At 72.2% G+C, this 15,691-nt stretch carries 17 protein-coding genes; 11 read left to right on the top strand and 6 right to left on the bottom strand.

Going from position 1 to position 15,691, the window contains the following annotated elements:
- Nucleotides 1-713 (bottom strand): TetR/AcrR family transcriptional regulator C-terminal domain-containing protein (locus AB0H87_RS10905; protein ID WP_360142644.1); only part of this gene is annotated, 713 nt, incomplete at its 3' end.
- A gap of 90 nt (nt 714-803) precedes the next feature.
- Here AB0H87_RS10905 and AB0H87_RS10900 point away from each other — a divergent pair.
- Nucleotides 804-2,237 (top strand): MFS transporter, encoded by a 1,434-nt coding sequence (locus tag AB0H87_RS10900; protein WP_360142642.1) that lies wholly within the window; start codon nt 804-806, stop codon nt 2,235-2,237.
- 348 nt (nt 2,238-2,585) lie between these two features.
- Nucleotides 2,586-3,212: a LysE family transporter gene (locus AB0H87_RS10895; protein ID WP_360142640.1), complete on the top strand. Its 627-nt coding sequence runs from the start codon at nt 2,586-2,588 to the stop codon at nt 3,210-3,212.
- Here the strand turns inward: AB0H87_RS10895 and AB0H87_RS10890 are convergent.
- Entirely contained in the window at nt 3,209-4,309 is a 1,101-nt protein-coding gene (locus AB0H87_RS10890; RefSeq protein WP_360142638.1) for an FAD-dependent oxidoreductase, read from the bottom strand. The genes AB0H87_RS10895 and AB0H87_RS10890 overlap by 4 nt on opposite strands.
- Before the next feature lie 89 nt (nt 4,310-4,398).
- Here AB0H87_RS10890 and AB0H87_RS10885 point away from each other — a divergent pair, with 89 nt between their 5' ends.
- The gene (locus AB0H87_RS10885) at nt 4,399-4,755 is read left to right on the top strand and encodes a helix-turn-helix domain-containing protein (RefSeq protein WP_360142636.1); all 357 of its coding nucleotides are present in this window, start codon (nt 4,399-4,401) and stop codon (nt 4,753-4,755) included.
- On the opposite strand, the gene AB0H87_RS10880 is transcribed toward AB0H87_RS10885, so the two are convergent.
- Nucleotides 4,752-5,417 (bottom strand): DNA alkylation repair protein, encoded by a 666-nt coding sequence (locus AB0H87_RS10880; RefSeq protein WP_360142634.1) that lies wholly within the window; start codon nt 5,415-5,417, stop codon nt 4,752-4,754. The two genes, AB0H87_RS10885 and AB0H87_RS10880, sit on opposite strands and share 4 nt — an antisense overlap.
- 33 nt (nt 5,418-5,450) lie before the next feature.
- On the opposite strand from AB0H87_RS10880, the gene AB0H87_RS10875 reads away from it, so the two are divergent.
- Together AB0H87_RS10875 and AB0H87_RS10870 are read left to right on the top strand one after the other, a co-directional pair.
- Complete coding sequence (locus AB0H87_RS10875) at nt 5,451-6,104, top strand: acVLRF1 family peptidyl-tRNA hydrolase (protein WP_360142632.1); 654 nt, start codon at nt 5,451-5,453, stop codon at nt 6,102-6,104.
- Nucleotides 6,105-6,120: 16 nt separating this feature from the next.
- On the top strand, nt 6,121-6,552 hold the full coding sequence (locus AB0H87_RS10870) for a hypothetical protein (RefSeq protein WP_360142630.1): 432 nt from the start codon (nt 6,121-6,123) through the stop codon (nt 6,550-6,552).
- Here the strand turns inward: AB0H87_RS10870 and AB0H87_RS10865 are convergent.
- The gene (locus AB0H87_RS10865; RefSeq protein ID WP_360142628.1) at nt 6,549-7,457 is read right to left on the bottom strand and encodes a neutral zinc metallopeptidase; all 909 of its coding nucleotides are present in this window, start codon (nt 7,455-7,457) and stop codon (nt 6,549-6,551) included. The two genes, AB0H87_RS10870 and AB0H87_RS10865, sit on opposite strands and share 4 nt — an antisense overlap.
- A gap of 205 nt (nt 7,458-7,662) precedes the next feature.
- Here AB0H87_RS10865 and AB0H87_RS10860 point away from each other — a divergent pair, with 205 nt between their 5' ends.
- A complete protein-coding gene (locus AB0H87_RS10860; RefSeq protein WP_360142626.1) occupies nt 7,663-9,267 on the top strand; it encodes an ABC-F family ATP-binding cassette domain-containing protein in 1,605 nt (534 codons plus the stop codon).
- On the opposite strand, the gene AB0H87_RS10855 is transcribed toward AB0H87_RS10860, so the two are convergent.
- Nucleotides 9,264-10,577 (bottom strand): hypothetical protein, encoded by a 1,314-nt coding sequence (locus AB0H87_RS10855; protein ID WP_360142624.1) that lies wholly within the window; start codon nt 10,575-10,577, stop codon nt 9,264-9,266. The two genes, AB0H87_RS10860 and AB0H87_RS10855, sit on opposite strands and share 4 nt — an antisense overlap.
- Before the next feature lie 139 nt (nt 10,578-10,716).
- Here AB0H87_RS10855 and AB0H87_RS10850 point away from each other — a divergent pair, with 139 nt between their 5' ends.
- From AB0H87_RS10850 to AB0H87_RS10840, 3 genes are all read left to right on the top strand, one after another.
- On the top strand, nt 10,717-10,944 hold the full coding sequence (locus AB0H87_RS10850; protein WP_085066491.1) for a helix-turn-helix domain-containing protein: 228 nt from the start codon (nt 10,717-10,719) through the stop codon (nt 10,942-10,944).
- A gap of 46 nt (nt 10,945-10,990) precedes the next feature.
- Entirely contained in the window at nt 10,991-11,743 is a 753-nt protein-coding gene (locus tag AB0H87_RS10845) for an enoyl-CoA hydratase/isomerase family protein (protein ID WP_360142621.1), read from the top strand.
- Nucleotides 11,744-11,850: 107 nt separating this feature from the next.
- Nucleotides 11,851-13,791 carry an ABC transporter ATP-binding protein gene (locus AB0H87_RS10840; protein WP_360142646.1) on the top strand — a complete coding sequence of 647 codons (1,941 nt, stop codon included), beginning with the start codon at nt 11,851-11,853 and terminating at the stop codon, nt 13,789-13,791.
- Between the two features lie 335 nt (nt 13,792-14,126).
- Here the strand turns inward: AB0H87_RS10840 and AB0H87_RS10835 are convergent, their stop codons facing one another.
- On the bottom strand, nt 14,127-14,720 hold the full coding sequence (locus AB0H87_RS10835) for a hypothetical protein (RefSeq protein WP_360142619.1): 594 nt from the start codon (nt 14,718-14,720) through the stop codon (nt 14,127-14,129).
- Between the two features lie 73 nt (nt 14,721-14,793).
- Between AB0H87_RS10835 and AB0H87_RS10830 the strand changes: the two genes are divergently transcribed.
- Both AB0H87_RS10830 and AB0H87_RS10825 read left to right on the top strand, forming a co-directional pair.
- Nucleotides 14,794-15,294 (top strand): hypothetical protein, encoded by a 501-nt coding sequence (locus tag AB0H87_RS10830; RefSeq protein WP_360142617.1) that lies wholly within the window; start codon nt 14,794-14,796, stop codon nt 15,292-15,294.
- Nucleotides 15,295-15,338: 44 nt separating this feature from the next.
- Nucleotides 15,339-15,683 carry a hypothetical protein gene (locus AB0H87_RS10825; protein ID WP_360142615.1) on the top strand — a complete coding sequence of 115 codons (345 nt, stop codon included), beginning with the start codon at nt 15,339-15,341 and terminating at the stop codon, nt 15,681-15,683.
- The last annotated feature ends 8 nt before the right edge of the window (nt 15,684-15,691 follow it).

Raw genomic sequence — 15,691 nt, 5'->3', positions numbered from 1 at the left:
CGCTCATAGGTCTCCAGGCTCCGGATGAACATGTCCAGGCCGAACGCGAAGCGCTCCGCGCTGTCGGCCTGGACCAGTTCCTCGGCGTACGTCGCCAGGGACGGAAACCGGTCGCGCGGCAGCGACTGGTAGTAGGCCTTGATCTCGTCTAGGCGGTCGCGGAACACCGCGGCCGCCTCGTTCGTCTCTCCGTAGCGCGCGACGATCAGCGCGCCCTCGTAGGCGTCGGCGGCGATGTAGAGCGACAGCGAGTCGGCCGCCCGGGCCGCGACGTAGGGCGGCACCCCGCCGGCCAGCATGATCGCGAGCATGCCCTCGCCCAGCCGCAGCGCGTGGTAGCCCACGGGCAGGTTGCCCAGGCTCAGCCGGGCGATGTCGCGGTGGTTGGCGTGCGCGCGCTGGATCTCGTGTGCCAGCTCGCGCAGTTGGTCCTGCCAGCGGGCCGGGTCCGGCTCGGGGATCCGGATCTCGCTGAGCACGCGCTCCCGGACGAGGTCGAGCAGCTCCTCCTTGTTGGCCACGTGGGCGTAGAGCGACGCCGCGCCCGTGTGCAGCTCCTCCGCGACCCGCCGCATGCTCACCGCGTCGAGGCCCTCGGTGTCGAGCACCCTGAGGGCGGCGTCGACGATCCGGTCGGCGGTCAGCGGCTCGCGGCTCGGCGCGGGCGCGCGTTTCGCTTTCTTCCACGGCGGTGTCGGCAGGACGTCGGTCACGGCGAACATCGTACTTGACGCGAACAGCGTTCGAGCGTAGAACGATGTTCGTTGTGTTTCGAACGCCGTTCGTCTCCGGGGGAGCCTGACATGTCCGTCGCCACCGCGCCCGTCGTCGCCACCGCCGACCCGCCCGCGTACCGCTGGCGCTGGGTCGCCCTGTTCGCGATCCTCACCGCCGAGGTCATGGACCTCCTCGACGCTCTGGTCACGACCATCGCCGGGCCGACCATCCGGGCCGACCTGGGCGCCCCGGAGAGCACGATCCAATGGCTCGCCGCGGGCTACACGCTGGCGATGGCGGTTGGCCTCGTCACCGGCGGCCGCCTCGGCGACCTGTTCGGGCGCCGGCGGATGTTCCTGGTCGGCACGGCCGGCTTCGTCGCGGCGTCGCTGCTGTGCGCGCTGGCGCAGGGGGAGGGGACGCTGGTCACGGCCCGCGTGCTGCAGGGCCTCTTCGGCGCGGTGCTGCTTCCGCAGGGCCTCGGCCTGATCAAGGAGATGTTCCCGCCGCACCAGGTGGGCGCCGCGTTCGGGCTGTTCGGGCCGGTGATGGGGCTGTCCGCGGTCGGCGGGCCGATCCTCGCGGGCTGGCTGGTCTCCGCCGACCTGTTCGGGCTCGGTTGGCGGATGATCTTCCTGATCAACCTGCCGATCGGCCTGCTGGGCCTGGTGCTGGGCGCGCGGTTCATGCCCAGGTCCCGCGACGCGTCCGCGCCACGGCTGGACGTGGCCGGCGTCGGCCTGGTCTCGGCGGCGATGTTCCTGCTGGTCTACCCGATCGTGCAGGGCCGCGAGCTCGGCTGGCCGGCGTGGACGTTCGCCTCGATGGTCGTGGCGCTGGTGGTGTTCGGCGTCTTCGGCTGGTGGGAGGCCCGGCGGCAGCGGCGCGGGTTCGACCCGCTGGTGGTGCCGACCCTGTTCCGCAAGCGGGCGTTCACCGGCGGCCTGGTGGCCGGCACGGCGTTCTTCGCCGGCCTGCTCGGCTTCAGCCTGGTGCTCACGCTGTATCTGCAGCTCGGCCTGGGCTACTCGCCACTGAAGACGGGCCTGACCGGCGTACCGCAGGCCGTCGGCGTGGTGGTCGGCTTCGGACTGTCCGCGGCGGGCGGCCTGGCCCGCCGCCACGGGCGCCTGGTGCTGCAGGCGGGCGTCGCCGTGATGGCGCTGGCGGCCCTGGGACTCCTGGCGACGATCCACGGCACGTCCACGGTGACGCCGTGGCGGCTCGCGCCGGTGCTGGCCGCGTTCGGCATCGGCATGGGCCTGGCGATGGCGCCGTTCTTCGACATCATCCTGGCGGGGGTGGAGCCCCGGGAGAGCGGCTCGGCGTCGGGCGCCCTCAACGCGGCGCAGCAGTTCGCGGGCGCGCTCGGGGTGGCCGCGCTCGGCACGCTCTTCTTCAACCGCGCCGCGTCGGGCATCACGGGTGCGATCGAGTCGGTCCTCTACGCGGTGGCCGGCCTGCTGGTGCTGACCTGCGCCCTGAGCTTCCTGCTGCCGCGCACAGCCCGGCCCGAATAGGCCGCCGCACGCACCACCCGCCGGCGCTCCCGTCGCGGGTGGTGCGTGGATGGCAGCAGAGCAAGCGTTTGTCGAAGCGTTTTGCCCGGATCTCGCGGCAGCGGCGGTCGGCTCCGAGCCCCCGGCGGACCGGTGATCGTCTGGCCGCGCGGGGTGATGCGCCGATGGCGGCAGAGCAAGCGCGGGCCGCGGCGGTTGCGCGGAAATGGGGGTGCGGCGGCCGGCGGTCGTGCCCGATGATGTGCGGGTGATCGCACTGACTCTCACCCAGGTCTCTGTCGCGACGGCCTTCGCCGGTCGCCGACAGCAGCGTGGGTCCGGGTCGGCGGCGATCCCGCTCGGTTCGCGATGAGCGACGCGTTCATCGCCGGCCTGGTCGCTGGCTACGGCGTCGCCGTGCCCGTCGGGGCCATCGCGATTCTGATCATGGGGCTCGCCGCCCGCACGTCCTTCAAGGTCGGTGCCGCCGCCGCCCTCGGGGTGGCCACCGCCGACGGGCTCTATGCCGCCGTCGCCGTTCTCGGCGGGGCCGCGCTCGCCGGGGTCATCGAGCCCGTCGCGACCCCGCTGCGCTGGGTCGCCGTCGTCGTCCTGCTCGGGTTGGCGGTGCACACCGCGACCTCCGCGGTGCGGCATCACCGCGATCCGGCCCGGGCCGCCAGGACCCGCGACGGACTGGGTACGCCCGCCCGCGCGTACGCCGGCATCCTGGCCCTCACCCTGCTCAACCCGATGACCATCGTCTACTTCGCGGCGCTGGTGCTCGGGCGGCAGGCCTCCGACGAGCTGACCGCCGGCGGCGAGGTGCTGTTCGTCGTCGCCGCGTTCCTCGCGTCCGCGAGCTGGCAGCTGCTCATCGCGTCCGGCGGCTCGCTGGTCGGGCGGCTGCTGACCGGGCCGCGAGGGCGGCTCTACACCGCCCTCGCGTCCAGCCTGCTGATCGTCGTGCTGGCGATCGCGTTGGTGGTCGGCTAGCGCTCGGGCGCGTCGAAGTGCACCGAGTACATCTCGACGAGCATGGCCTGGCCCTTGATCGATGACGTGGCCTCGGGGCCGGTCACCCCGTCCGGGAACTGGCCGGCCCCGCCCTCGGGGCCGAGCGGGACGAGGATGACGGCCGGACCCGCCTCGTACGCCTGCGGCTCGCCCTCGCCGGTGATCTGCGCGCGGATGTTGGCCGCGACCACCTCGGACTGCCGGCCCGCGGCGCCGGCGGTGTCGCGGTCGGCGGTCGTGATGTCGCCGAGCGCGTACACCCCGTCGCCGCCCTTCACCTGGAGCCGCTCGTCGACCGTCAGGTAGCCGCGGGCGTCCCGGGCGTCGGCGAGCGCGCCGCGCACGTAGTCGGTCGCCGGGCGCACGCCGAACGCGCGGAACCAGATGTCGGCCGTGATCGTCTCCCCGGCCTCGGTGGTCACCTCGACGGCGGCCTCGGCGCCCGGCGTCGCGGCCGGCAGGGACCGCAGCGGGCTGCCGAGCACCAGCTTCACGCCGATCTTGTCGAGCTGGCGCTTCAGCTCCTCGCGCAGCTCCTGGTCGAACGGGCCCTGCAGGATGTCCGGGTTGACGTCGACGACCGTGACCTCCTTCGCGGGCATGAAGTGCTTGATCTCGCCGGCCAGCTCCAGCCCGGCCGGTCCGGCGCCGACGATCAGCACGCGCCGCGAACCCTCCAGCGCGGCGTGCGCGCCCAGCAGCGCCTCCTTCGCCCGGCCCTGGTCGGCCTCGGCGGACTTCGCGGGGAACGGGTACGCCGATCCGGTGGCCAGCACCAGGTAGTCGGGCTCGAGCTCGGCGCCGGACGCCAGCGTGACCTTGTGGCCCTCGACGGCGACGGCCCGGTCGCGCACGAAGCGGCCGTTGTGCAGGAGCCGGTTCAGCGGCATGAAGATCTTGTCGATCCAGGACGGCTCGACCAGCGCGCGCCAGGCGGCGACGTTGTGCAGGAACGCGTCGGACGGGTCGACGAGCGTGACGTCGGCGACGTCGTCCAGCGCCTTGGCGGTCTTCAGCCCGCCGTAACCGCCGCCGAGCACGACGACGGAAGGTCGCTTGACCTCGGTGTTCGTCACCAGTGTTACCTCCGTTAAAAGGCTAGCGACCCTATCCACGCTAGCTGCTTCGGAAATACTAGCGACCTCGAACGAGATAGCATGGCGTGGTGGCCGAGAGTCCGGAACGTCACACCGACGAGGTGGGCGAGCGCTGCGCACGCGGCGACCTTGCCCTCGTCCGGGCGTTCAGCGTGCTCGGCAAGCGGTGGTCCGGGCTCGTGATCGGCACGCTGATGAGCGGCCCGAGCGGTTTCCGCGAGCTGTCTCGCACGGTCGGCGGCGTGAGCGACTCGGTGCTTTCCGACCGATTGTCCGAACTCTGCGAGCTGGGGCTGGCGACCCGCCGGGTCGAGCCGGGCCCGCCGATCTCGGTGACCTACGAGCTGACCGAGGCGGGCTACGGGCTCGCGCCGGCGCTCAACGAGATCGCCAACTGGTCCGACAAGTTCCTGCCCGAGGACTAGAGGTTCTTGAGCGCCTCGCGGCGGGACAGGCCCGACAGGCTCGTCGCGGCCACGTAGGAGCGGACCGCGTCCGGATCGGTCTTCGCGTACTCCCGCAGCGCCCAGCCGATCGCCTTGCGGATGAAGAAGTCGGTGTGCCCGGCCTGCCGCGTGCAGTAGCGGAACAGCCGGTCCGCGTCGGTGTCCCGCTTGTAGAACAGCTGGTGCAACAGCGCCGTGCGGACCACCCAGAGGGCGTCGTCGTCGATCCAGTCGTCCATCGCGGCGACCAGCACGCGGTCGCGGGTCACCATCGGGCCGACCACCCGCGCCGCCAGCACGTCGACCGTGTCCCACCAGGGCTTCGTCGTGATCAGCCGGCGCACCACCGGCAGCGCGTCCGGTGACAGCACGCGGGCGTGCCGGCGCAGCTGGTCGCAGGCGAAGTACTGGTACTCCCGCTCCGGGCGGGCCCAACACGCGTCGGCCAGCGCCAGCAGCGCGGCCTCGGTGGGCCGGGCCGTGCCCGCGACCGCCCGCCGGGCCAGCTCCCGCTGCCGCGGCGACATGATCCCCAGGAAATCGAACTGATCCCGCATGTACGCGCGCATCGCCGCGGCCCGCGACGGGTCGCGGTCGGCCTCGAACAGCGCGGTCAGGCGGTCCAGCACCGGCTCGGTCACCCGGCCATTGTGGCGTGCCGTACCGTCGCGGGAATGACCACCAGCCGGCCGGCCGCGGGCGGCGGGCGCTGGGTCGACGTCGACCCGGACCGCCTGACCCGCTGGGTTGACGGGTTCCGGGAGCGGCACGGCTCGTACGCGCAGCGCCCGACCGACGACGCGCTGGTGCTCGCGGCCTTCGACGGCGCCACCGCCGCCCTGCACCCGCCGCCCGGTGCGCCGCTCGCCGTCGACCTGGCCGAGTTCGTCGACGTCGCCCGGACGCCCCGGCGGATCGGCCTGCTGCTGGCCCGCAAGGCCGCGGTGGCGGTCGGCGTGGCCGACGGTGACCGGCTGGTGACGTCCAAGGTGGACAGCTCGTACGTGCAGAGCCGCACCGCGGCCGGTGGCTGGTCGCAGCAGCGGTTCGCCCGCCGGCGCGACAACCAGGCGAAGGCCGCCGCGCGCGACGCCGCCGAACAGGCGGCGCGGGTCCTGCTGCCCGCCGCCGGCAGCCTCGCCGCCCTGGTCTGCGGCGGGGACCGGCGCACGGTCGACAGCGTGCTCGCCGACCCGCGGCTCGCCGCGCTGCGGGCGCTGCGCACCGACCGCCTGCTCGACGTGCCCGACCCCCGGCACGCCGTGCTCGTCGACGCGGTCGCCGCCGCCCGCGCGGTATCGATCCTGGTGCGCGACCCGGAGTCCTAGGGGGTACCCTCCCGCCATGGCTCTCGACGAGGCGCTGCGCCGGCCGCTCAAGCGGGCGGGGATCATGGGCGGCACCCTGGTCGTGGCGGGCCTGGTGGTCGGCGGCTTCTTCACGCTCGGCGGGCACCGCGGGCCCGAGCAGGGCGCCCGGCTGGCCGCGGACGTCTTCCTCACGCGGCTCGCCGCGGGCAACATCGGCGGCGCGTACGACCAGCTCTGCAACGAGACCCGCGGCCGGGTCGAGCGCGAGGACTTCGTGGCCGGAATCGGCGGCCGGTCCGCGGTGAGCAGCTACACGATCGGCGCGGTGGTGCCGGCCGGGTCACACGACGCCACCGTGAGCGCCGAGCTGGTCGACCCGACCGGCGCGACCACGCCGTACGAGCTGCGCGTGACGGACGACCGCGGCACCTGGCGCGTCTGCGGCAACCCGTTGGACGCCGGTTAGCTGGTGCCGAAGGTGTCGCACGCCTTCGGGTCGCCGCTGTCGTACCCCGTGCGGAACCACTGCTGGCGCTGCGCCGACGTGCCGTGCGTGAACGCGTCCGGGTTCACCTCCTGCCCGGACTGCTTCTGCAGCGTGTCGTCGCCGATCGCGGCCGCGGTGTCGAGCCCGTCCTTGATGTCCTGATCGGTGATCGACTTGAAGATCGGGTCGCCGTCGGCGTCCGCGGTCTGCGTCGCGTTCTTGGCCCACGCGCCGGCGTAGCAGTCGGCCTGCAGCTCCAGCTTCACCGACAATGCGTTCGCGTCGCCCGGGTCGCGCTCCTGCTGCCGGCGCATCGTGGCCTCGGTGCCGATCAGCGACTGCACGTGGTGCCCGTACTCGTGTGCCAGGACGTAGGGCTGCGCGAACTCCCCGCGCGCGCCGAGCTGGTCGGCGAGCACCTGGTAGAAGGTGAGGTCGATGTAGACCTTGTGGTCCGCGGGGCAGTAGAAGGGACCCACGCCCGAGTCGGCCGAGCCGCAGCCCGTCCGCACCGCCTGGTCGAAGAACACGGTCGGCGCCTCGCTGTACTGCTCGCCGAAGCTCTGCGGCAGCCGCTTCTCCCACCACGACTGGATCGAGTTCACATAGAGCGTGTTGCGGCAGTCGAGCAGCTTCAGCTTGTCGGCCGCGTCACAGCGCTGCTCGATCGCGCCGTTGTCGGCGGGCTCGTCGCCGCCTGTGATCGCGTTCACCCCGAAGCCGCCGCCGACCAGCACCGCGAGGAGCGTGACGATCAGGCCGACGACGCCTCCGCCGCTGGTCGGCAGGGGGATCGGGAAGCCGCCCCCGCCACCGCCTCCGCCGCCGCCCCGCCGGTCCTCGATCTGGCTGGTGTCGACGTCGGCGCGCTCGTTGAGTTCCATGCCTCATCCAATCGACGCGTGTGGACGCGCCGGGATGTACCCGATGATCTTCACCGTTAATCCGGTGGGGGTTCGCCCGGGGGAGCCGGTACACTTCACGCCGTGCTGCTCTGCGAAGACTGACCAGCCCCGGCGCCGACGGGATTAGCCCGATCGGCGCTTTCGTGTGCCCAGAGTCAGCTTCGAATCGGGGAGAGCGTTTCAGATGATCACTGCCACCGGGCTGGAGCTCCGCGCCGGCGCGCGGATCCTGCTGTCCGACACCACCCTGCGGGTGCAGCCCGGCGACCGGATCGGCCTGGTCGGCCGCAACGGCGCCGGCAAGACCACCACGCTGAAGGTGCTCGCGGGCGAGGGCAACCCGTACTCGGGCGCGGTCGAGCGGACCAGCGTCGTCGGCTACCTGCCGCAGGACCCGCGCACCGGCGACCTCGAGGTCACCGCCCGCGACCGCGTCCTGTCCGCGCGTGGCCTCGACACCCTGCTCGCCGAGATGGCCAAGGTCGAGGTCCAGCTCGCCGAGAACCCGACCGACGCCCTGGTACGCCGCTACGGCTCGCTCGAGGAGCGGTTCGCCGCCCTCGGCGGGTACGCGGCCGAGGCGGAGGCCGCCCGCATCTGCGCCAACCTCGGCCTGCCCGACCGGGTGCTCGCCCAGACGATCGGCACCCTCTCCGGCGGTCAGCGCCGCCGGATCGAGCTGGCCCGCATCCTGTTCCGCGACGCGGGGGAGGAGGGCGCCGGCATCCTGCTCCTCGACGAGCCGACCAACCACCTCGACGCCGACTCGATCGTCTGGCTGCGTGGCTACATGGCCGCGCACAAGGGCGGGCTCGTGGTGATCAGCCACGACGTCACGCTGCTCGACGCGGTGGTCAACAAGGTCTGGTACCTCGACGCGAACCGGTCCGTCGTCGACTCGTACAACGTGGGTTGGAAGACCTATCTCGAGCAGCGCGAGACCGACGAGCGGCGGCGCCGCCGGGAACGCGCCAACGCGGAGAAGAAGGCCGGGGCGCTGCTCGCGCAGGCCGACAAGATGCGCGCCAAGGCGACCAAGGCGACCGCCGCGCAGAACATGGCCAAGCGGGCCGAGAAGCTGCTCGCCGGGCTCGACGAGGAGCGGGTCGGCGACCGCGTGGCCAAGGTGCGCTTCCCGCAGCCGGCGCCGTGCGGGCGCACCCCGTTGACCGCTTCCGGTCTGTCGAAGTCGTATGGCTCGTTGGAGATCTTCACCGACGTCGACGTGGCCGTCGACCGTGGCTCCCGGGTGGCGATCCTCGGTCTCAACGGTGCCGGCAAGACCACCCTGCTGCGGATGCTGGCGGGGATCCTGACGCCGGACACCGGCGAGGTGGTGGCGGGGCACGGCCTGCGGCTGGGCTACTACGCGCAGGAGCACGAGACGCTCGACGTCGACCGCACCGTGCTCGACCACATGCGCTCGGCCGCGGCCGACCAGACCGACGGCGACCTGCGCAAGATCCTCGGCGCGTTCCTGTTCAGCGGCGACGACGTGAGCAAGCCCGCGGGCGTGCTCTCCGGCGGCGAGAAGACGCGGCTGGCGCTGGCCACGCTGGTCTGCTCGGGCGCCAACGTGCTGCTGCTCGACGAGCCGACCAACAACCTCGACCCGATCAGCCGTGAGCAGGTGCTCGACGCGATCGCGCGCTACCCGGGCGCGATCGTGCTGGTCACCCACGACCCGGGCGCGGTGCAGGCGCTCAAGCCGGACCGCGCGATCCTGCTGCCGGACGGCGACGAGGACGCCTGGAGCGACGACCTGCTCGAGCTCGTCGAGCTGGCCTAGACCAGGATCGCCCTGATGACGATGGCGGTCGCGGCGCCGGCCGCGACGAGTAGCAGCGGGGTGGGTACCGTCTCGCCGGCCTGCCGCCGGGGCGCCACGACGGCCATCGTCAGCCAGGGGAAATAGGGCAGCCAGTTGGTCTCGGCCCCACCCCGGGCCAGGCCGGTGACGAGGGTGAACAGCACCGCGATGCCGGCGGCCACGAGAAACGGCCAACCGGGCGTGTTGCGGGACTTGCGGATGCTCGCGTAGAGGGCGGGCCCGGCCGCCAGCAGCAGCACGACCAGGCTGATCCCGCTCCACCAGAGGACCGAACGGTGTGGCTCGACGCGTACCGCGAAGTCGTGTCTCGCGTCCATCAGCCCGTCGACCCAGTTGAAGCCGAGCCGCTCGGCGGCGACGAGGGGTATCAGGGCGCCGAGCCCGGTGAACAGGTTGAGGGCCGCGCGCCGGCGGGCGAAGTAGAGGAACGCCGCGGCCAGACCGAGCCAGGGGACGCCGTACGCGAACATCGCGGCGACGCCCAGCAGCAGGCCGGTCACGCTGGCCCAGATGCCGGCGCGGACGCCGGTGCGGCGCTCGTCGGACGCGTGGACGCCCGCCGCGATCATCGCCGCGCCGAGCACCGCGACGATGCCCTCGACCCCGCCGGCCAGCCAGACCGCGTAGGGCGCGAGGGCCAGCACCGGCAGGTACCGGCGGGCCGCGACGTCGCCGCAGACACCCCGGACCGCGAAGAGCACCAGCGGCACGACGGCGGCGCCGACCGCGGTCAGCAGGAGCGCCAGCCCGATACGGTCCGTGACACCGATGCGCATCAACGCCCAGAGGAGAAGGATCGGCCCCGGTGGATGCCCGCGGGCGACCACGGACGGGAGACCCCCTTCGGTGGTGTAAGCCCGCAGATAGTGAAGAGGATCGTCACCCACTCGGGTGGCGTCGGACAGGTATGCATCGGGGATGGCCAATGGATCGGTCAGTCCGGCCCGGCCGTGGGCGAGGGCCAGCGAGACCGTCCAGACCACGGCGACGAGCCACCCGGAAAGCAGCACGAGCGGCCATTTCATGCGCTCCCACCAACCTCGGTAGGCGGCCGCCACCACCCCTGCGGCGACCGTCGGCGCAAGCACGCTGGCCAGGGAGATCGTCAACGTGTACGAGCCGAGGAAAGGCGCGCCCGCGGTGCCGAGCCGGGCTCCGCCGCGCACCGCGAGCCACGTCGCAAGCGCTCCCACCGCGGCCAGGACGAGCCAGCCGACGAGGTCGGTCCGCTCGTCCCGATGGGCGGCTCGGGCCTCCTCAGGCGTCACGGGCCATCACGGTATCGGGTTGCCGACAGTACCGTGCGTGTCGGTTGGCGAAGAGTTGATATCTAGCGCATGATCGTCCGAGGCGGTCTAATAGGTGGGACCGCATGAAACCGCACAGTCTGGGACGTGAGGAATCAACATGGCAGCCACTGGCACAGCCACCAGCACTGAGAAGGGTCGCCGGATCGTCGGGGCCGAGCGGCAGACGCTGGCCAAGGACCTGGTCAAGCGGTACACCTCCGGTGAGAGCATCCGCGCCCTCGCGGCCTCGACCGGCCGGTCCTACGGTTTCGTCCACCGGGTGCTCACGGAGTCCGGCGTCCAGCTTCGCCAGCGGGGCGGAGCCCGCCGCCGCAAGAAGGCCTGACCCCCATCCCTCCCGGTTTTCCGCCGCTCGTGGGTCATCTCCCGCGATGACCACCAGCGGAGTAGAGCTCGACCGCGCCGGGCCGGTGGCGACCGTGACGTTGCGCCGGCCCGACGTGCTCAACGCGCAGACCCCCGAGATGTGGTTCGCACTGCGCGACATCGGTCGCGACCTGCCCGGCGACGTCCGCGTGGTCGTCGTGCGCGGCGAAGGCCGGGCGTTCTCCTCCGGTCTGGACGTCTCCGGCGGTGGCCCCTCGTTCCTCGCGGAGATCACCGCCCTGCCGCCCGAGGCCGCCGTCGAGCGCATCCGGCCAGCCCAGGAGGGCTTCACCTGGCTGCACCGGCCCGACATCGTCTCGGTGGCCGTGGTGCAGGGGCACGCGATCGGCGCCGGCTTCCAGCTCGCCCTCGCCTGCGACCTGCGGGTGCTGGCCGACGACGCCCGGCTGACGATGGCCGAGATAACCCTCGGGTTGGTGCCCGACCTGGGCGGCACGAAGCGGCTCGTCGAGCTGGTCGGGTACGCCCGGGCGCTGGAACTGTGCCTGACCGCGCGGCGGGTGTCGGCCGACGAGGCGCTGCGGTTGGGGTTGGCGACCGTGGTCGTACCCCGTGATGATCTTGATTCGGCCGTCGCGGACCTGGTCTCGGCGATCCTGGCCGCGCCGCGGGACGCGGTGGTGGAGATGAAGGCCCTGCTGTCCGGCGCCGCTTCGCGGTCGTGGCCCGCGCAGCTGTCCGCTGAACGCGAAGCCCAGGTGCGCCGGTTGCGGGAGCTGGCCGGGCTGGGGGAGTAAGGAGCCTTCGGGAAGATCTCGATTACCCCCAATGTTGTCGTACCCGTCGGGGAGACTGACCCCGTCGAACGGCAGCATGGAGGTGCGGGGTGACTTCTCCGGGAGGGATGAACGCCTGGACGATGCTTCGCGCCGAGCGCGACCGTGAGTCGATCAGGTCGCACAAGCTGGCCCGGGGCACGTGGCGGCGGATCATGCGGTTCGCCCGACCCTACCGTCTTGACGTGTCGGTGTTCCTGGTCACCGTCGTGATCAGCGCCGGCATCGGGGTCGCGACCCCGATCCTGGCGGGCCGGGTGGTCAACACGATCACCGGTGGCGGCTCCGGTGCGGCGGCCGAGGTGGTCCGCATCGCGATCCTGATCGCCGCCCTGGCGGTCGTCGACGCGCTGCTCTCGCTCGCCCAACGGTGGTACTCGGCGCGCATCGGCGAGGGCATCATCCTCAACCTGCGCACCCAGGTCTACGACCACGTCCAACGGATGCCCCTGGCGTTCTTCACCCGCACCCAGACGGGTGCGCTGGTCAGCCGCCTCAACAACGACGTGATCGGCGCGCAGCGCGCGTTCACCTCCACGCTCTCCGGCGTGGTCAGCAACACGATCCAGCTGGTGCTCACCGCGGTCGTGATGTTCACCCTCTCCTGGCAGATCACCCTGCTGTCGCTCGCGCTGCTTCCGCTGTTCATCATCCCGGCCCGCCGGGTCGGGCGGAAGCTGGCGGCGATCACGAAGGAGTCATACAACCTCGACGCCAAGATGAACGCCACGATGACCGAGCGCTTCGGCGTGGCCGGCGCGATGCTGGTCAAGCTGTTCGGCAAGCCCGAGCTCGAGGCGCGCCGGTTCGGCGAGCGGGCCGAGCGGGTCCGCGACATCGGCATCCAGCAGGCGATGTTCTCCCGGACGTTCTTCGTCGCGATGCTGCTGGTCGCGTCGCTGGCCCAGGCGCTGACCTACGGGCTGGGCGGCTACCTGGCGGTGACGGGCGCGGTCAGCGCGGGCACGGTGGTGACGCTGGCGCTGCTGCTGACGCGGCTCTACGGCCCGCTGACGGCGCTGTCCAACGTCCGGGTCGACGTGATGGGCGCGCTGGTCTCGTTCGACCGGGTCTTCGAGGTGCTCGACCTGACACCGGCCATCACGGAGAAGCCCACCGCGACCGCCATCCCGCGGGGAGCGGGCTCGGTCGAGTTCCGCGACGTGACCTTCCGCTACCCGTCGGCGGCGGAGGTGTCCCTGGCGTCGCTGGAAGACGTGGCGACGCTCGACCGCACGGTCTCGGAGCCGGTCCTGCACGGCATCTCGTTCGCGGTCGAGCCGGGCCGGATGGTCGCCCTGGTCGGCCCGTCCGGCGCGGGCAAGTCGACGACGTCGATGCTGGTCTCGCGGGTCTACGACGTCACGGGCGGCGCGGTCCTGGTCGGCGGCGTCGACGTCCGCGACGCGACCCTCGACTCGCTGCGCGACACGATCGGCGTGGTCACCCAGGACGCGCACCTGTTCCACGAGACCATCGCGGAGAACCTGCGCTACGCGAAACCGGACGCGACCGACGACGAGATCTGGTCGGCCCTGGCGGGCGCCCAGATCGCGGACCTGGTCCGCGAGCTGCCCGACGGCCTGGACACGATGGTCGGGGAGCGCGGCTACCGCTTCTCGGGCGGCGAGAAACAGCGGATCGCCATCGCCCGCCTGCTGCTGAAGGCCCCGTCGGTGGTCATCCTCGACGAGGCCACGGCCCACCTCGACTCGGAGTCGGAGGCCGCGGTCCAACGCGCCCTGTCCACAGCCCTGACGGGCCGCACGGCGCTGGTCATCGCCCACCGCCTGTCAACGGTCCGCGAAGCGGACGAAATCCTGGTCCTCGACCACGGCCGCATCGTGGAACGCGGCCGGCACGAGGACCTGGTCGCGGCAGACGGGCTTTACGCGGAGCTCTACCGGACGCAGTTCGCGGTCGCGGACTCGCCGACGCCGTATCGGGACGACCTCGACCCGGAGGCCATCATCGCGATGGGCGGCGACCGAGCGACGGCCCGCGACTAATCCGCCGGCGTCGCCGGACGGGCTGCGCGCCGGCCTGGCCCTGCCGGGCCGCGTCGTCAGTGGTCGTTGTACGTCGCCTGTGACGGGTCGTCGCGATGGGCGGCCAAGCGGCGGTCGCGCGGTTGCCGGGCGTCGCCGTCCGACGGGCTTGGGGCCGGGGTCAGCGTTGGCGGAGCGCACGCCGGTGGTCGTTGCCCGCGGCTGGTGGCCGGTCGTCGGGATGGACGACCAAGCGACCCCTCGCGACCAGCGCGACCGCCGGGAGCACGGCCGGTTCCGAGCGCGCCGGGCGACAGGCATGGGTACCGGTACTCACCCGGATCGACGGCCCGTGGCTAGGCCGGCGGCTCGGGTAGGAGGAGCCAGCGGGCGAAACAGCTCGAGTCGTCAATCTCGGTGTACCACCGGATCTTGAGCCGGTAGCTCGCGACGCCGGTCGTGAGGACCAGCCCGGGGTCAGCTTCCCGGGACGGAGGCCCGTGCTCAGCGGGCGGATTCCCGCGCCGGGCCGGCTCCAGCGCCATCGAGTGTTCGCCGGCGCCGTCGCAGGCCGCGCTGAAGATCGCGAGCTGACCGCTCGGGACGGCGATCAGCGCTCCGACGTCGTCGCCGGCGTCGGGGTAGCGCAACGCGTCGTCCAAGGCACGCCGATAGTCGTCGCCCGCCGCCTGGACGACGGCGATCGTGCCGTCGGCGGCCTCGAAGACCTCCACCCAGCTGTCGTCACGCACGACCCCGTCGGCACCGACCACGGCGGCTACCGCATCGCCGAGCGTGACGTGTTGCGTGTCCAGCGGCAGCTCGACGATCTGGTCGAAGTAGGCGTCGTCGCTGAAGCCACGCCACAGATGACGAAGCTCGGAATCAATCGCGAGGAACGGGTCGCCGTTGGTCCAGAGCCGACCCACGTGCGCCCATTCAGTCTCCACGGCGGCGAGTATCGTCGCCGGCCCACCGGTCGGACAAACCGGTGCGCGCGCGACCCGGCTACGATCCGCGGCGATGGCGGAGTTCGTACACATCACCACGGCGGGGTCGGCCGGGCGGATCCGGCGTTCGGGCATCGCCGCGCGTAGCCAGGGCTGGGCCGGCCGGCGTGGCGTGTACTGCATGCCGGTGGTGCCGTCGTTCACGCTCACCTACCAGTGGGTGCGCGAGCTGCGTCGGTGGAAGCCGGGAGTGCTGGTCGCGATCCATCTGAGGCTGCCGGACGACGAGCCGGTGACGGTCGGGCGCTACAACGTCGCCCCCGACGACGTCGTCGCCGCGCAGGCCGTCGCGCGGGTCCGCGAGGTCGACGATCCGCGCGGCTACGAGGTCTTCGTGCCCCGGGCCATCAGGGCCAGCGAGGTGCGCCGGATCCGCTCTGTTCCGCAGGGCGTCGGCTGGCGGCACATGCCGGACGCGCACGGTCGACGGCCGTGTCCCTGTCCGTACTGCCTACAGCCCGGCATGTTCAAGGTGGCTCGGCTGCGCAACCGCCTGGCACGCGACGATTTGTAAGTTCGCCGACGCGGCCGACGGGTCGGACACCTACCGAGGACCGAATGGCCCTGGCTGACCTGTCGAGTCCGGCGGCGCGTCGGGAGGCGGTTCGGTCCGTCGACGTCGACGATCCCCGCCCGCACCATGCGATGCTCCGCGAGGTCTTCGACCGCGAACGGGCCTGGCGCGAAGGTCCGGACCCGGGCGTCGACGACGAGTTCGAGCAGATCTACCTGACGGCCTTCCTGCTGTTCCTGATCGGCGATCCCGCCGACGCGCCCCGGCTATACGCGGCGACGTTCCGTACCGGCGACATGGACCTCGGCTCCGGCTTCGATGCGCAGGCCATCCTCGTGCGGACGGCTACGTGTTCCGGGTCTCTTACGAGCACGATGGCGTGGCACTGACCGTCATC

The organism is Asanoa sp. NPDC050611, from assembly GCF_040654855.1.
Lineage (GTDB): Bacteria > Actinomycetota > Actinomycetes > Mycobacteriales > Micromonosporaceae > Asanoa.
This window is presented reverse-complemented; position numbering and strand designations above follow the sequence as displayed.

Excerpts from the sequence above, each read along its gene's own strand:
- AB0H87_RS10850 (WP_085066491.1), top strand. The coding sequence starts at position 10,717 with ATGGCAGCCACTGGCACAGCCACCAGCACTGAGAAGGGTCGCCGGATC.
- AB0H87_RS10895 (WP_360142640.1), top strand. The coding sequence starts at position 2,586 with ATGAGCGACGCGTTCATCGCCGGCCTGGTCGCTGGCTACGGCGTCGCC.
- AB0H87_RS10870 (WP_360142630.1), top strand. The coding sequence starts at position 6,121 with ATGGCTCTCGACGAGGCGCTGCGCCGGCCGCTCAAGCGGGCGGGGATC.
- AB0H87_RS10840 (WP_360142646.1), top strand. The coding sequence starts at position 11,851 with ATGAACGCCTGGACGATGCTTCGCGCCGAGCGCGACCGTGAGTCGATC.
- AB0H87_RS10860 (WP_360142626.1), top strand. The coding sequence starts at position 7,663 with ATGATCACTGCCACCGGGCTGGAGCTCCGCGCCGGCGCGCGGATCCTG.
- AB0H87_RS10865 (WP_360142628.1), bottom strand. The coding sequence starts at position 7,457 with ATGGAACTCAACGAGCGCGCCGACGTCGACACCAGCCAGATCGAGGAC.
- AB0H87_RS10875 (WP_360142632.1), top strand. The coding sequence starts at position 5,451 with ATGACCACCAGCCGGCCGGCCGCGGGCGGCGGGCGCTGGGTCGACGTC.
- AB0H87_RS10900 (WP_360142642.1), top strand. The coding sequence starts at position 804 with ATGTCCGTCGCCACCGCGCCCGTCGTCGCCACCGCCGACCCGCCCGCG.
- AB0H87_RS10845 (WP_360142621.1), top strand. The coding sequence starts at position 10,991 with ATGACCACCAGCGGAGTAGAGCTCGACCGCGCCGGGCCGGTGGCGACC.
- AB0H87_RS10830 (WP_360142617.1), top strand. The coding sequence starts at position 14,794 with ATGGCGGAGTTCGTACACATCACCACGGCGGGGTCGGCCGGGCGGATC.
- AB0H87_RS10825 (WP_360142615.1), top strand. The coding sequence starts at position 15,339 with ATGGCCCTGGCTGACCTGTCGAGTCCGGCGGCGCGTCGGGAGGCGGTT.